Genomic DNA, 16,845 nt, shown 5'->3' with positions numbered 1-16,845 from the left:
CTTTATGACTATTTAATTATGGGATAACTTATTCCTGCATTACATACAGCACCAATACCTATGGCCTGAATGCCCTCGACCATTGTACCACTTAAAGTACTATTTCTAGTGAAAGCGCTTGCACCTGCGTCACCAAGATTAATCCAATTTGAACCATTCCATCCTACCAGACGCAAATTAGCCGGATAAATAAACGCACCTATTGCACTTATTTCCGGCATCGATACGGTAATGCTTAAGCCTGCTCCTGTACCACTAATAGACTGCCAATCCCATTGCCCAACTGGACTCACACCCACAATAACCCCCGAAACCGAAGCTTTGAGATTGAACGAATTAGCATTAGTAGGATCTGGAGTAGTACTTGGATCTCCTACAATCCAAGCTGCTGCATAAGCATCCGTATTATTTCCTGAAGGGTAAGACCCAATTGATAGTGTCCTATAGTCTGCTCCTGTTCCAATTGGAAAGGTAAAAGCCTTTGTTCCATATTTTTTAACATAGCCGTTGACATGATGCGTGTCATCAGCACCCGTATATGCATTTCCAGAATCACCGTCCCAACTGTAATAACCTGGTGTTGTGGACCTATCAGTTGACCATACAGTACTACTTTGAAAGTCATATCCCATTGACCCCGAAAATAGTTCACCTCCAGAAGCCACATGATTTTGAGCATTAATGTTAAGCAATGATGCAGAAACCAAAATAAAAATCAAATATGACATGATACCTCGTGCCGCTTTGTTTTTGATATATCTCATTTTTATATTAATTGTTAAACATTTATAATTACAAATTAATTTTAATATCTTTAGTTAATAAAATTTAGCCAATTCAATTTTTTTCTACTACTTTATAGGAATTACTTAAAACTATCGTTTATAGGTGAAGGGGATATCTTATCTCTTAGTGTACAAAATAGGAAATGCCATTATAATGACTTAAAAGGATAAGGACAACTGCTAATATTTACAAAAAATTGGTTTGCGTTTTTTATATTTTTTGAAAAGCATTTAGGAGATTAAAAAATCTCACCAAACATCAGATAAAATTTTTAAGTAAGACCAATTGAACTAAATCTTATGACGCCATCAATCTATCAAAATACTAACCACCGTCTTTGATTCATATTCTAAGATTAATAAATTTATCTCTATTTAAGTTTTATTATACAAGCAGATTAAGCTCCAATTTCATTGACTGCAATATGTTTATTTAGGGTCAACAATAAATTTTCGGCATCAATTAATGATTCTTTCTCTATTATCAATTCTATGAAATCGTATTTGTTAATCAGAATAATTTTATACTGAAAGGTTTTAAAAAAAATACCCATAATGCCGATAAATAGAATTATACAAATAATAAATAACTTTGATACTACTACCATTTTAGCAGTAAAAAGTAAGATAATAAACCCTAACAAAATAAAATATAATAAAAAATTGAAATGAAGCATTCTTCTTTTTAAAAGTAAAATTTTCCTAATATCCTTTATTCGTATCGAAACTTTTTTATCACTAGAAGCAATTATAACCCTACCTCCTTCAATAATAGCAAAGCTGTCATCATACTTATACAATTTTTTATCACGTAATTTTCCTGTCATTTTAAAAAAATTATTTTAATTTCATTAAGACTTTTGTATCATTTTAAGTTTTAAAAGAGAAAAATTGTTTATTCAAATAATTTTCAATTATCACTTGATCTCCAACTTCACACTTAACATTTAAGGAAGAACTTTCACCAAAACAAATAGCTAAGAATTTATTTAAAATTTTATCATATTCTACAATTAAAAAACCTGCAGAAATTGCTTTCTGTGCAACTGTGTTATGAATTATTTCTTTACTAAAAATTATTGGTATATTTTTTTCACCAATTATATATTTCAATATTGTCATGATTATTTAGTTTTTTATATTATCTACAACACTTTTTTAATCTAATATTATTTCGAAAATTTGTTGATCAATCTACATTTAACATTAATACTACCATTCATCTAATCAATATCAACTATAAAGTTTTGAATAATCATTAGTCCCAAATCTATACTAATTTGCAATTCTACATTATCTCCCCTTTTCAGAGAGACATCCTCCATAATAAATACAGCCGTGCACTCAATTAATGTTTTTAGATTAAACTTCTTACACTCAAAACCTACTTTTAAACTATAATTAGCAATTCTTTCAATAGGATTTAATATTTCATATCCAAAAGACTCCAATAACTTTTGTTGTCTATAAAAATTTATTCTTGATTTAAGAGATAATGGGTCAGTGTCATTTTTAATGATGTATATTTTATTTAAAGAATCAATCACATTTTTAATTTCATTACACTTCCTTAAATTAAGTGGTACCAAGTTTGATTTTAGAATCCTGCATCCTACCTTTAACTTATATTCTACTGCCTAAACTAAAAAAAAAGCTTAAAGGAGTTAGATATCATTTACTCTAGTATTGTTATGAAATTTCATTTCTACCATAAATAGAACCGGTTCACTATCTATGCATTAACAAAATTTTAATCAATACAAAAATATTGGTACTGCTTCAAAAAATAAATTAGTAGTTAATAAGTGTTAATATTTAAGCATAGGTGATGATTTTATGCTGAGGTATTACCAAAACTAACAGTCTAACAATAATTTTCAAGAGGGAATACTAATTCAGTATGTCTAATCCTTTACTGTTGAAGTTGCTAAATTCTTCCATGATGTAATATTAAGTAGAAATTTAAAGGAGATCTTTAATATGTAAATTGTCCAATATTCGAATCCATCTATAGAGTGGAATTTATACCGAAAAGTGGACAAAAAAACAACATCTTTGGAGTCTAAAACAGGGAAATGTAAAACCTAAGACTATCTTACACTTTAAAATTTAAGCGCAAGGCTCTAGCGCTGGGCAATACAGATTGCACTATTATAAGGGAAGTGCGTGAATAAGCTACAAAGCGCAGATAACATCCGAGGATGGAATAACCAGCTCAATGATAAAAGACTAAGCTGTAGAGCAAAACAGACTACAGAAAATATACTTCTGCAATTAAAAAGGATGAGGAGAACTTGCAGAAGTCAAGCAGGAAATGGAAATATTAAATAGAGCCGCCAGCATTCTCGCTGTTGAGACATAAGTTAAATTTGAATTTATAAAACAACACACTATTTCTTAACTTTCTGCAATAACTAAGTTAGCATATTCAATGTGCTCAGGAAATTTAATCTACAAAGTTGAATCAATCTAAAAAATCACTAAACAAACTGCTTTTTCAATGTTGATAATAAATTATAGGGTTTAGTAATTTTACAAACAAAAATTACTTTTACTAAACAATACAAGTCTAGTTTCTTGAAAAAACGCATGTAAGAACCTTTAAATTATGTTAGAAAATAAAACTAAAAATTTAATATCAAAATAATGCTTTACGCAGATTTTTAAACATTAATAATTATATTTCTTACAATAATACTTTCGCTCGACGTTTTTGAGCATTTTTTTCCAATAATACCAAAAAAAAACCAAAATAATCATTCATGTATTTGGATATTTATTTCTTTATGTTCCCACTTATTCCTGAATATGACCCCCATTTCCCTTATGTTCTCATTTATTACTTGGAAGTATTTTATTTATTTATTTATTTAGCTATAAAGTATTAATGCTTTATTTTTGATGAGGATGAAACTACGAGTTTTGAACAGCTAACGCTGCTTTTTAATCCCCAAAAAAATATGTTAAGTATCTGTGATTATGTCCTTAAAATTGACACACCTGTAACCGATAAAATTTTTCGTCTGTTACAATTAGAATGACAACTTTTGAAATGCTAGCACTTGCTCAACAAAATAACTCCGATCATAGTGTTTATTCTAGAACTATTGTAAAAACTGCCTTAAAAATTAAATCTTTTATTATTGAAGGAGATAAAAAAAAGGATTTTCTATAGCGGCCAATTTAGATGGTGTAGATCATAATATTCAAGTTAAATTATATTACGGTATTGAAATTGATGAGCATAAAATGACTTCTAAAGAGGCTATTGCAAAATTAAAATCTGAAAAAGATAAAATGGAATTAGGTCTTGTTAGATCCGATGAGTATAATTCAAGAAAATTAGAATTAGTTAAATTTATAAAATAAACGCACACCAGAAGTGAAACTAATGCCACACGAAAACCTTCGTGCGGTTCTTTATAGGTACTGTTATTTTTGAAGATACAGGGAATATAGTAGAATAAAACCGGGAAGCCGAAAACTGTAATAAAGAGTAGGTGATTTAGAAATAAAAAGAGTTTGCTTGTTATGAAGTAATTTATAGCAGCATTAAATTTAAAAGCAATGATTAAAAAAAAGTATTTTACCATATTATTTATTTTTTTAGCTATACTAGCTTCCGCACAGGTTAAAATTGGGGTTAATTCTACCGTTGTTAATCCTAACTCCTTATTAGAATTAGAATCTAATGACAAGGGATTGTTATTGTCTAGAGTAGCTCTAACTAGCACTAATAGTTTTTTGCCCTTAGCAGCACATATTCAGGGCATGATGGTTTATAATACAGCTAATGCTGGAGATGTTTTACCTGGGATTTATACCAACAATGGGGTAAAGTGGGTTGCAACCGCATCAGCCACAGTAACAGACGCCACGGCAACCTCAGGAGGAATAATTAATACTACAACCCAAACTTTAGGCACGGGTGCTAAAACTTTTACTAATGATTTAATTGTACATGGAATTACTGTAGGAACTGGTGCAGGTAGCACAAGTACTAACACAGCTATTGGCAGAAGCGCACTATTGTCTAATTCTACAGGTGCATCAAATACCGCAACGGGAAATAATGCTCTTTTAAAAAATACTACTGGTGCAACAAATACCGCAACTGGAAATAGTACACTTCTATTCAATACTTCAGGTTCACATAATACTGCCACAGGTGAAGGTTCCCTTTTGTTTAACATAATTGGTAATTCAAATACTGCAACGGGCGAATATTCGAACTATATGAATAGTTCTGGAAATAATAATACCTCAATAGGCGAATATGCTTTATATCAAAACACAACAGGCTCAAGTAATACTGCGTTAGGAAATTACAGTCTAAGAGGTAATTATACAGGAAGTAATAATTCAGCCCTAGGAAGTTATACTAGATTTGCTGGAGATTTCAATAATTCTACTGCTATTGGGGCAGAGGCAGCTATTTATGCTAGTAATAATATACAAATAGGTAATAATCAAATTACCAAAGCTACTGTTCAAGTAGCCTGGACAATAACTTCTGACAGAAGATGGAAATCAAATATTAAAACATCTAATTTGGGATTGGATTTTATAAAACAATTGCGCCCTGTTTCGTATTTACGTAAAAATGACGAAAGCAAAAAAACGGAATATGGGTTTATTGCACAAGAATTAGAAGAAACATTACATAAAATTGGCGCTAAAAATGCGGGGATTTTAAGTAAAGATGGACAGGGAATGTATCAAGTTCGTTATAACGATTTTATAGCTCCAATGGTAAAAGCCATTCAAGAACAACAAATAACAATTGAAGCACAACAAAAGCAAATAGATGATTTGAAAATGTTACTGGAGCAATTATTAGCAAAAAAAGTAATTGAAAATACAAATCAAAAATAATCACAGCACCTCGAAGTGTTCTTTAAAAATTAAACTTTCTTAATCGATAGGTATGGACATGCTAACTTAGCCATCAAAGAAAATTAAGAAATAAATCTTAATTTTAACTTATAAAACAAGTGCGCAAAATTTACAACAAAGCTTTTAAAGAGAAAGCAGTCCAGTTGAGTTATGATAGAGCAAACACGTCAGAACTCTCCTGAGAGTTAGGAGTAACAGCCCCAAAGTTGTACAAATGAAGCAAAGAGTACCAAGAGCTTGGAGAAGGAAGTTTTCAAGGAAAAGGAAATTTAAAACTAACACCCGAGCAAGAAAAGTTTCACGAACTGGAGAAAAGACTCAAAGATGCCGAGTTGGAGCGTGATATATTAAAAAAAGCAATAGGCATTTTTTCCAATATCGGTCGATGATTTATAGTTTTATTAAAAACAATGAACAACTATTCCCGATTGAAAAAAAGTGCAAAGTTCTACAAGTGAGTAGTGGAAGTTATTATCGATTGAAAGAACAAGCAACCACTGCAATACAGCAACGAAAAATCGCTATAATAGAAAAGATAACATTAATTTATTTTTAATCCAAACAACGATAAGAAAGTCCTAGAATAACATTAGAACTTCGGAGTATTGGTTATAAAATTTCAAGACATTAGAGCTGTGCTCGAACAAGCTAATCAATTACAGTAGTTAAAAATATGAAACAATTAGGCTTTCGAAGTAGACTAAGCAATAAAAGCAAATTAACGACCAAATCAAAATTACTTAATCGTCGCAAATATAGTAAATAGGGAGTTTATTGTTAAAATCCCTTGAAATGTTTGGATTTCTAATATCACCAATATGAAAAATAAAGAGGAATTTGTATATCTGACAAACTATTATGGATTTATACGACCGAAAAATTATAAGATGGAGTTTGAGCCATGGAATGAGTACAGATGACCCGATCGATAGCGAACAGGCGAAGCAAACTAAGCTTGAAAAATGAAAAATGGCGGTTAAAAACCGAAATATTGAGGAAGGTTCGATTTTTCATTCCGACAGAGGTGTTCAATATACAAGCAAAAAGTTTGTAAATGTACTTGATTCCTATAAGAAAATAACCTGTGGTATGAGCTGCAAAGAAAATTGTTGGGTCAATGCAGTTAGCGGAAAGCTTTTTAAAATCCTTGAAAACTGACCCGAGAGCTTTGTTCGAATAGGCGAAGCAATTGATTTATGGAAACATACTAATTTCAAAAGAACAAATGAAGCTGAAAATCTTTGACCAGAGCTAAGCGAACTGGCGAAACGATACATTGAAATTTGGTACAACAGAAAAAGGAGACACTCTGCTTTGAATTATACGACTATTGAAGAATTTAACAATCAAATTAATTATAAAAATGTAGCTTAACTTAATGTCTATTTTTTTTATTTTTATATCCAATTGAAGATTCTATTTCAAAAGGGATCTTATTGAAAGAGGCCAAGGTAGGAAGAAACACAAATTTTACTATTAAGCTGTAAAAATGTACATCGAAGTAATTTCCAAACTAAAAATTAATATGCTAATTTTTTGTTGGGAAATTTACAGAAATTAGTACCAAATTTGATCAAAAATAGGGTTGTTTTTCTCTTTAAAAAAACCATAAAATTATCAAAAAATAATTTTTTATCAATACATTTATAATGTATTGATTTTATTATAAAAAATTAGGAATTATTATAGGATTACTAATAAATAATGTATTTTTATTAAAAAAATGCTTATTTCTGTTAAAAATAAAAAAATTATTCGGATACTGTTCCTTGTAATCTATTAACTCCTATTAAATAATATATATTTCTGCATCGGTGCATAGAATTAAATTTGTAGCTGTATTTTTTTAAAACAAATTTTAAACTTATTTGTCGCAAGTAAAACCATAATTTATTTACAAATTCCCAATGTTTTTTTTTAAAATTAAGAACTAAACACTGCACCAACCAATAATAGCAAGGTTATTATTTAAAAATAAAATTATTTTAAGTTTTTTACAAAAAAAATGGTAGTACAACAGATTCAAAAAAAATTTATAGATCTAAAAATATGTAGCAAAAGTGATTTTATAAACGGATAACCCAATAATTAAGCACTTATTCATTATATTCGCTGAATTAAAAAAAACTTTGAAAGTATAGTGACTCTATAGGTGACCCCGTTATTAAAAAACGTTTCGAAAGCCCAGTATTTACTGGGACTATTATAAAGGCATCGGAGCCTCTTTCTCCGCCAGTAGAAATACAAATTGAATTAAAACCCTTTAAATCGTATGATTTAGAGGGTTTTTTCTTTTACACCCCCTCCAAAATATTCATTAATGCGTGTCCGTAAAGGGATAAATTGGATCAAGCCCAAAAGTTGTGGAGTAGCAAAAATTACGCATAAATATTAGTCAGCCTAAAAAGGAAAAATTCAACGTTTCTCGCACCTCTGAATTGACTTCTAAATGCTTTTATTTTGGCCTTGAATGATTCCGCTGATGCACTCGTGCTTCTATTATCAAAATAGCTCGATATTGTTTGGTAATGATTCATTATAGATCTGGAGATTGTATTGAAAGGCTTTAACCCAGATTTATTTACTTTCTCATGCCATTTGGCTAATCTTGAGAGTCCAATGATTATATCGGTTATTTTCTCAAAGATATTTCTCAATTCTTGAGCTAAATTGTATGCTTTTTCGATATCGGGATATAATTCAAATGATATAGAGGCACGTTGTATTTGGTTTTCGGACCATTTAGATTTGTGTTTATATAAAAATAGCCGCTACGGACTAGTAATTGTTTAAGTGTATCTCCATTAGATAGCATTTCATATTCAAACTTTATATTCCCTTTTTTAGCTTTTTCCATCGCTTGATTTTCCTGATTTATTGATTGCCAACGGTATTTGATTCTGATTTCTTGTAAAGCTTCCAAGGCTAATTTTTGAACATGGAAGCGGTCGGTTACCAGTGGGGCATTTGGAAAACATTTTTTGGAAATTAATCCCATATTTGCTGCCATATCCTGGGTAATCTCTTTGACTTGATTGCGCGCTTTGAGAGGAATTATTTCTATAATAGAAATGACAGTATCGGCTTTAGTTCCGGCAATCACGGCTACTATACTCCCTTTCTTTCCTTTAGCTGCTTTGTTAGTTAAAATAGTATAGAGTTCGCCATTGGTGAGGGTCGTTTCATCTATTGATAAACGTTTGCCTAAGTTTTTTGGAAAACTAAGCCATTGCTTGGCGTGTGAGAGTTGATCCCAAGTTTTAAAATCACTTAGGAAATCTTTGTATTGATGTTACAGATTTTTGCCACTAACTCCATAGAAAGAAGCAATGGCATTACAGACATTAGCCTTGGAATCTATTGATCTCTTTTAAAAAAGATGCAAACTCCTGTGTTACCCGAGTCCCGTCTGCTACTAAATTCCTCCTGAAGTTTCGGGACTAAAGACGACTTGCCCAGTTTCTTCATTGAGCAATCTTCTGCGTGTGATATGAAGATATACTTGGTGTCCGCGAATTAGAAAATCTTGAAAGGTTATCTTATCAAAGAATCCTTTTCTTAACAAAAAAAAAATCCTCATCAAATGAATGATGAGGATTCTTCAAAGAAAGGCGACGACATACTCTCCCACATAACTGCAGTACCATCTGCGCAGGCGGGCTTAACTACTCTGTTCGGGATGGGAAGAGGTGAGCCCCGCCGCAATAACCACCTTAAGAGGTTATAATTGCTTTGGGCAATTACTTGCAAGTCGTAATTCGTAATTATGAATTCGTAATTGCAATAATATCTTAACATACTGAGATAAAGAAAAGTTTTTTTGTTAGAAAGTTTCTTCTCTCCCGATTTGCATCGGGAGGAAAAGCGTACATAAGCTTACGGGTTATTAGTACTACTCGACTATGACATTACTGCCTTTACATCTATAGCCTATCAACGTGGTCATCTCCCACGACCCTTAAAAGAAATCTCATCTTGTGGTGGGTTTCGCGCTTATATGCTTTCAGCGCTTATCCCTTCCAAACGTAGCTACTCTGCGATGCCACTGGCGTGACAACAGATACACTAGAGGTTTGTCCAATTCGGTCCTCTCGTACTAGAATCAGATCCACTCAAATTTCTTGCGCCCACAGTAGATAGAGACCGAACTGTCTCACGACGTTCTGAACCCAGCTCGCGTGCCACTTTAATGGGCGAACAGCCCAACCCTTGGGACCTTCTCCAGCCCCAGGATGTGACGAGCCGACATCGAGGTGCCAAACCCCCCCGTCGATATGAGCTCTTGGGGGAGATCAGCCTGTTATCCCCGGCGTACCTTTTATCCTTTGAGCGATGGCCCTTCCATGCGGAACCACCGGATCACTATGCTCTACTTTCGTACCTGATCGACCTGTATGTCTCTCAGTCAAGCTCCCTTATGCCATTGCACTCTACGCACGGTTACCAAGCGTACTGAGGGAACCTTTAGAAGCCTCCGTTACTCTTTTGGAGGCGACCACCCCAGTCAAACTACCCACCAAGCAATGTCCCCCGCATAACGGGGTTAGGCCTCAGATAAACAAAGGGTTGTATTTCAACAATGACTCCACAACGCCTAGCGACGCCACTTCACAGTCTCCAACCTATCCTACACATCATTTATCCAAGGTCAATACTAAGCTATAGTAAAGGTGCACAGGGTCTTTTCGTCCCACTGCGGGTAAGCGGCATCTTCACCGCTACTACAATTTCACCGAGCTCATGGCTGAGACAGTGTCCAGATCGTTACACCATTCGTGCAGGTCGGAACTTACCCGACAAGGAATTTCGCTACCTTAGGACCGTTATAGTTACGGCCGCCGTTTACTGGGGCTTCATTTCAATGCTTCTCCGAAGATAACATCTCCACTTAACCTTCCAGCACCGGGCAGGTGTCAGGCCCTATACTTCATCTTACGATTTTGCAGAGCCCTGTGTTTTTGATAAACAGTCGCCTGGACCTCTTCACTGCGGCCAGCATTGCTGCTGGCGACCCTTCTCCCGAAGTTACGGGTCTATTTTGCCTAATTCCTTAGCCATGAATCTCTCGAGCACCTTAGGATTCTCTCCTCGACTACCTGTGTCGGTTTGCGGTACGGGTACTTATTACCTGAAGTTTAGAGGTTTTTCTTGGAAGCCCTTAGGCGCACTATCTCTTTGTCCGAAGACTCCGAGTACTATCGTATTTCCCCAAAACCCGTGGATTTGCCTGCGGGTCTTATAGGTAGGTACTTCAACGAACTATTCCGTCAGTTCGCGGCGCTTTCATCACTCCGTCACCCCATCACAGTAATAACTAGTACGGGAATATTAACCCGTTGTCCATCGACTGTCCCTTTCGGGTTCGCCTTAGGTCCCGACTAACCCACAGCTGATTAGCATAGCTGTGGAAACCTTAGTCTTTCGGTGTGCGGGTTTCTCGCCCGCATTATCGTTACTTATGCCTACATTTTCTTTTCTAACCAGTCCAGCAGGCCTTACGACTCACCTTCAACCCTGTTAGAATGCTCCCCTACCACTTAGAGTAAACTCTAAATCCATAGCTTCGGTAATATACTTATGCCCGATTATTATCCATGCTCGTCCGCTCGACTAGTGAGCTGTTACGCACTCTTTAAATGAATGGCTGCTTCCAAGCCAACATCCTAGCTGTCTGGGCAGACAAACCTCGTTCTTTCAACTTAGTATATATTTGGGGACCTTAGCTGATGGTCTGGGTTCTTTCCCTCTCGGACTTGGACCTTAGCACCCAAGCCCTCACTGTTATGAAACATTATATAGCATTCGGAGTTTGTCAGGAATTGGTAGGCGGTGAAGCCCCCGCATCCAATCAGTAGCTCTACCTCTATATAACTTTACGCATAACGCTGCACCTAAATGCATTTCGGGGAGTACGAGCTATTTCCGAGTTTGATTGGCCTTTCACCCCTACCCACAGGTCATCCGAAGACTTTTCAACGTCAACCGGTTCGGTCCTCCACTGTGTGTTACCACAGCTTCAACCTGCCCATGGGTAGATCACACGGTTTCGCGTCTAACACTACTGACTAAAGCGCCCTATTCAGACTCGCTTTCGCTACGGATCCGTGGCTTAACCACTTATCCTTGCCAGCAACGTTAACTCGTAGGCTCATTATGCAAAAGGCACGCCGTCACCCCACGAAAGGGCTCCGACCGCTTGTAAGCGTATGGTTTCAGGATCTATTTCACTCCGTTATTCACGGTTCTTTTCACCTTTCCCTCACGGTACTGGTTCACTATCGGTCTCTCAGGAGTATTTAGCCTTAGCGGATGGTCCCGCCAAATTCAGACAGGATTTCTCGTGTCCCGCCCTACTCAGGATACCACTATCGTTATCTTCTTTTACTTATACAGGGCTATCACCTTCTTTGGCTCTACTTTCCAGTAGATTCTAATTCAATCCGCAACAAATAACGTGGTCCTACAACCCCAATATTGCCGTAACAACATTGGTTTGGGCTAATCCGCGTTCGCTCGCCACTACTTACGGAATCACTTTTGTTTTCTTCTCCTCCGCCTACTTAGATGTTTCAGTTCAGCGGGTTTGCCCACCTATCGGTGTACTATGTCTTCAACATAGTGGGTTGCCCCATTCGGGTATCTACGGATCAATTCGTGTGTGCCAATCCCCGTAGCTTTTCGCAGCTTATCACGCCCTTCATCGCCTCTGAGAGCCAAGGCATCCCCCATACGCCCTTATTTTGCTTATTGTACCAACCTTAAAATTAATTAAGACCGTTTCTTTTACTTGTCTAATGATAAACAAACAAAAAATGCTTTCTACTTTTTATTATTTTCTTATCTCAATATGTCAATGAACTTTTTCTTTTTGAATAAAGAACATAGAGAATAGATAATAGACTTAATCTATATTCTTTTTTCTATATTCTATCTTCTCGAAGATAGTGGAGAATAACGGAGTCGAACCGTTGACCTCCTGCGTGCAAGGCAGGCGCTCTAGCCAGCTGAGCTAATCCCCCAATCTTTTTTAATTATGAATTGTGAATTATGAATTATGAATTATTGTAATTCGTAATCTTTCAACCCTAGAATTTCCTTTCAATCTGTTTCTATGAACGTTTTTGTATAAATACTTAATAATAAGTACTTAATGCTTTTTTTGTTGTCTCGGACAGACTCGAACTGTCGACCCCTACATTATCAGTGTAGTACTCTAACCAGCTGAGCTACGAGACACTCTTTTTTTTGAGTAAAGAATAAAGACTTAAGATTATAGACTAAATCTATGCTCTATATTCTATTTTCTTTTCTCTCTTTTTTTTATAAATTAACAGCAAGAGTAATAAAATGTTGAAACTTGTTTCCAACTTGAACTTTCGTCTTCTTTCCCTAGCGTGTATTACTACTAACACTAAGGCTCTAGAAAGGAGGTGTTCCAGCCGCACCTTCCGGTACGGCTACCTTGTTACGACTTAGCCCTAGTTACCAGTTTTACCCTAGGCAGCTCCTTGCGGTCACCGACTTCAGGCACCCCCAGCTTCCATGGCTTGACGGGCGGTGTGTACAAGGCCCGGGAACGTATTCACCGGATCATGGCTGATATCCGATTACTAGCGATTCCAGCTTCACGGAGTCGAGTTGCAGACTCCGATCCGAACTGTGACCGGTTTTATAGATTCGCTCCTGGTCGCCCAGTGGCTGCTCTCTGTACCGGCCATTGTAGCACGTGTGTAGCCCAAGGCGTAAGGGCCGTGATGATTTGACGTCATCCCCACCTTCCTCACAGTTTGCACTGGCAGTCTTGTTAGAGTTCCCGACTTGACTCGCTGGCAACTAACAACAGGGGTTGCGCTCGTTATAGGACTTAACCTGACACCTCACGGCACGAGCTGACGACAACCATGCAGCACCTTGTAAATTGTCTTGCGAAAAGTCTGTTTCCAAACCGGTCAATCTACATTTAAGCCTTGGTAAGGTTCCTCGCGTATCATCGAATTAAACCACATGCTCCACCGCTTGTGCGGGCCCCCGTCAATTCCTTTGAGTTTCATTCTTGCGAACGTACTCCCCAGGTGGGATACTTATCACTTTCGCTTAGCCACTGAGATTGCTCCCAACAGCTAGTATCCATCGTTTACGGCGTGGACTACCAGGGTATCTAATCCTGTTCGCTACCCACGCTTTCGTCCATCAGCGTCAATCAATTAGTAGTAACCTGCCTTCGCAATTGGTATTCCATGTAATCTCTAAGCATTTCACCGCTACACTACATATTCTAGTTACTTCCTAATAATTCAAGTCAGACAGTATCAATGGCCGTTCCACCGTTGAGCGATGGGCTTTCACCACTGACTTATCTGACCGCCTACGGACCCTTTAAACCCAATGATTCCGGATAACGCTTGGATCCTCCGTATTACCGCGGCTGCTGGCACGGAGTTAGCCGATCCTTATTCTTACGATACCGTCAAGTCTCTACTCGTAGAGGTGTTTCTTCTCGTATAAAAGCAGTTTACAATCCATAGGACCGTCATCCTGCACGCGGCATGGCTGGATCAGGCTTGCGCCCATTGTCCAATATTCCTCACTGCTGCCTCCCGTAGGAGTCTGGTCCGTGTCTCAGTACCAGTGTGGGGGATCTCCCTCTCAGGACCCCTACCCATCGTTGCCTTGGTAAGCCGTTACCTTACCAACTAGCTAATGGGACGCATGCTCATCTTTCACCGTTGTGACTTTAATATCATGTTGATGCCAACTCGATATACTATGAGGTATTAATCCAAATTTCTCTGGGCTATCCCTCTGTGAAAGGTAGATTGCATACGCGTTACGCACCCGTGCGCCGGTCTCTAATTCCGAAGAACTATACCCCTCGACTTGCATGTGTTAAGCCTGCCGCTAGCGTTCATCCTGAGCCAGGATCAAACTCTTCATCGTATATTGTACGCTTGATTGCTCAAGCTATTGTTATTCGACTAAATTCTAGTGGTTTTTTCAAATCTCTCGATTCTATTACTCTTATTCTTGTGTCTTGTTCTTGCGAACGAGACGGCTGTCAATTCAATATGTCTAGGAACGTGTTCTTATCTTGTTTTTAACTCCTTTTAACACTTGTTATAGTGTTTCTCGAAGCGGGTGCAAAAGTACAACTTTCTTTTTAACTGGCAAGAAAAATTTGAAGTTTTTTTTAAGATAAATTTTATCTCGTTTGCTTCTCTTTTCTTATCAATCTATCAAGGAACTTTGCGCGTCTTGCGGGGTGCAAATGTAACATCCGTTTTCTAATCTCACAAGCCTTTTTAATCTTTTTTAGAAAATAAATTTTCTCTTTTGATTCACTTTACTTGCCAGTATTTGAAAGAACGTCTGCGTCATTGCGGGTGCAAAACTAACACCTTTATACCGTTATTCAAGCTTTTTTAAACCTTTTTTTTACCCTTTTTTTAACATTATCTTTAACTTGCTGAAAACATGCTTTTTGAAGCGTGAAGTTTTTTAAACAAAATAGCAATCTATTAGCCGATACACGCCATTTCAATCCAAAATTACCTATTTCAGTACCATTGCACGGCTATCGACTACCCTTCTTTATTTACTAAAGCTTTAGAAATTCAATCTTTGTTCATACTTTAACAGCTCTTCACTAAACTCTAATCCTTCAAAACAGCCGACCTTGACAGTATTTGAACAAAAAAACTACTTTAGACCAATAAAATGACTTTATCCTATACCTTATATCACTAGTGTCCACTTAAAATAAGTTGAAAACCAGCTGGTTAGAATCAAGTTCATTGACATTATTGTAATCTGATTTCATAAGTAATTCATTTACAGGTGTTTTATCAAGTAATGATGCTGATAAAATTTGTAGAATTTCGTAGATGGAACGATTGATTTTTAAATCTTTTGCAATTATTGACACCAAGCAATAAGTTATTATTGCGATGTTGATTTGTATGCGAACAGCATTTTCTGTTGTACCCCAAAAGGTCTTAACTTTCAGATGTTGTTTAATCCATTTGAAGAATAATTCAATCTGCCAACGCTGTTTGTAAAGCAAAGCAATTTGCTCGGCTGACAAGTCAAAATTATTAGTCAAAAAGATTATGGTTTTATTATTTTCAGCATCAAAGAACTTCACTTTTCTAATCTTTTCGGGATAATCTTTTGAAGTATAAAAGCCGTCTATTTTCCCTGTTTGGTCATAAATAACCCCAGTAGATTTATCCGTTTTTTTAGAATACATTCTTTTGAATTTTAAATTTGATTTTGCCCTGACTACAAAATAAGCAGTTGATTTTGTGATTTGATAAAGCCTTAAATAATCAACATAAGCACGGTCAAAAATATAGTAAGCAAAAGGTTCGTAATTGATGATGTCCATAGCATTAACATCGTGCACATTTGCCTCTGTGATGTGAATAAATACTGGGATTTGTGTGTTAATATCAAAAAGTGTGTGGAGTTTTATTCCTGCTTTGGTTTTTCGAAAATGAGCCCACCAAAACACACTCAAACACAAGTCAATAGTTGAAGAATCAAAAGCATAAATATTACCTTTTATTTCAAAACTATCGTTGCAGTTTTTTTCTTGGGCAATCAATATTAAATGGTTGGCAAAGTCTTCAAATATTTTATAATTACGATTTTCATTTGCCTTGGATAAGTTGCTTCGAGTTACATTTTTTCCAAATCCTAAATGATACGATTTTGATTGATGTGCTTCGATAACAGTTATCAAATCTCGCAAGCTTTCACGAGAGGATAATTGACCAAAAAGCATACATAAAAGTTGATTCCAACAAGTAAAATGTTTAACACTTTTATTACCATTATATTTTGTTACAAGTCTATCAAAAACACGTTGTGGTAGAAATTCAACCAATTGAGAAAAGACATATTTGCCGTGATTCATTTTCGTAAAGTTAATTTACGAACATAAGAATTCAATTCAAATCGTCACGCTCTAAAATGAGACTTAAAATACAGATTTACAATAATTTCAAAGAACTTTTTTTAATCTATAGTGGACACTAGTGACCTTATATAATAACAAAAATCCCTTTTCCATTCGCTACTATATATATAAGGTGACCAGATTTATTGTATTAATATGAGTTCTTCTACTCTTAATTAAACTGGATATCTTAATTATTGCGGGCTT

At 35.9% G+C, this 16,845-nt stretch carries 7 protein-coding genes, 2 tRNA genes, 3 rRNA genes and 1 pseudogene; 1 reads left to right on the top strand and 12 read right to left on the bottom strand.

All coding sequences use genetic code 11. The features are described 5' to 3' along the window. Positions 1-8: 8 nt before the first annotated feature. From AC0J6S_RS11225 to AC0J6S_RS11210, 4 genes are all read right to left on the bottom strand, one after another. Positions 9-764 (bottom strand): hypothetical protein, encoded by a 756-nt coding sequence (locus AC0J6S_RS11225; RefSeq protein WP_474953889.1) that lies wholly within the window; start codon positions 762-764, stop codon positions 9-11. Between the two features lie 419 nt (positions 765-1,183). Beyond that, the gene (locus AC0J6S_RS11220; protein ID WP_474953888.1) at positions 1,184-1,612 is read right to left on the bottom strand and encodes a hypothetical protein; all 429 of its coding nucleotides are present in this window, start codon (positions 1,610-1,612) and stop codon (positions 1,184-1,186) included. A gap of 43 nt (positions 1,613-1,655) precedes the next feature. Then, positions 1,656-1,907, bottom strand: a complete 252-nt coding sequence (locus tag AC0J6S_RS11215) for a hypothetical protein (RefSeq protein WP_474953887.1) — start codon at positions 1,905-1,907, stop codon at positions 1,656-1,658. Positions 1,908-2,008: 101 nt separating this feature from the next. After that, entirely contained in the window at positions 2,009-2,374 is a 366-nt protein-coding gene (locus tag AC0J6S_RS11210) for a hypothetical protein (RefSeq protein WP_474953886.1), read from the bottom strand. 1,978 nt (positions 2,375-4,352) lie between these two features. On the opposite strand from AC0J6S_RS11210, the gene AC0J6S_RS11205 reads away from it, so the two are divergent. Next, positions 4,353-5,660 (top strand): tail fiber domain-containing protein, encoded by a 1,308-nt coding sequence (locus tag AC0J6S_RS11205; RefSeq protein ID WP_474953885.1) that lies wholly within the window; start codon positions 4,353-4,355, stop codon positions 5,658-5,660. Between the two features lie 2,399 nt (positions 5,661-8,059). Here the strand turns inward: AC0J6S_RS11205 and AC0J6S_RS11200 are convergent. The 8 genes and pseudogenes from AC0J6S_RS11200 to AC0J6S_RS11165 all read right to left on the bottom strand — a co-directional run bounded on the left by AC0J6S_RS11200 (position 8,060) and on the right by AC0J6S_RS11165 (position 16,596). Next, a complete protein-coding gene (locus AC0J6S_RS11200; protein WP_474956354.1) occupies positions 8,060-8,392 on the bottom strand; it encodes a transposase in 333 nt (110 codons plus the stop codon). Further along, positions 8,347-8,913: pseudogene (locus tag AC0J6S_RS11195) on the bottom strand (ISL3 family transposase); the annotation flags it as partial. The gene AC0J6S_RS11200 and the pseudogene AC0J6S_RS11195, both read right to left, overlap by 46 nt. 374 nt (positions 8,914-9,287) lie before the next feature. Beyond that, a 5S ribosomal RNA gene (rrf, locus tag AC0J6S_RS11190) occupies positions 9,288-9,397 on the bottom strand. A 150-nt stretch (positions 9,398-9,547) separates the two neighbouring features. Continuing rightward, positions 9,548-12,431, bottom strand: a 23S ribosomal RNA gene (locus AC0J6S_RS11185). A 195-nt stretch (positions 12,432-12,626) separates the two neighbouring features. Next, positions 12,627-12,700 (bottom strand) — tRNA-Ala (locus AC0J6S_RS11180). A 143-nt stretch (positions 12,701-12,843) separates the two neighbouring features. Beyond that, positions 12,844-12,917: transfer RNA gene (locus AC0J6S_RS11175), tRNA-Ile, on the bottom strand. 187 nt (positions 12,918-13,104) lie between these two features. Then, a 16S ribosomal RNA gene (locus AC0J6S_RS11170) occupies positions 13,105-14,618 on the bottom strand. The 16S, 23S and 5S rRNA genes sit together here with 2 tRNA genes alongside, the layout of an rRNA operon. A gap of 814 nt (positions 14,619-15,432) precedes the next feature. Continuing rightward, entirely contained in the window at positions 15,433-16,596 is a 1,164-nt protein-coding gene (locus tag AC0J6S_RS11165) for an IS4 family transposase (protein ID WP_474953884.1), read from the bottom strand. Positions 16,597-16,845 lie beyond the last annotated feature (249 nt).

This window comes from Flavobacterium sp. TS_SC_5 (assembly GCF_056156265.1).
Note: the sequence above shows the minus strand (reverse complement) of the source record. Positions and strands in the feature narration are given on the sequence as shown.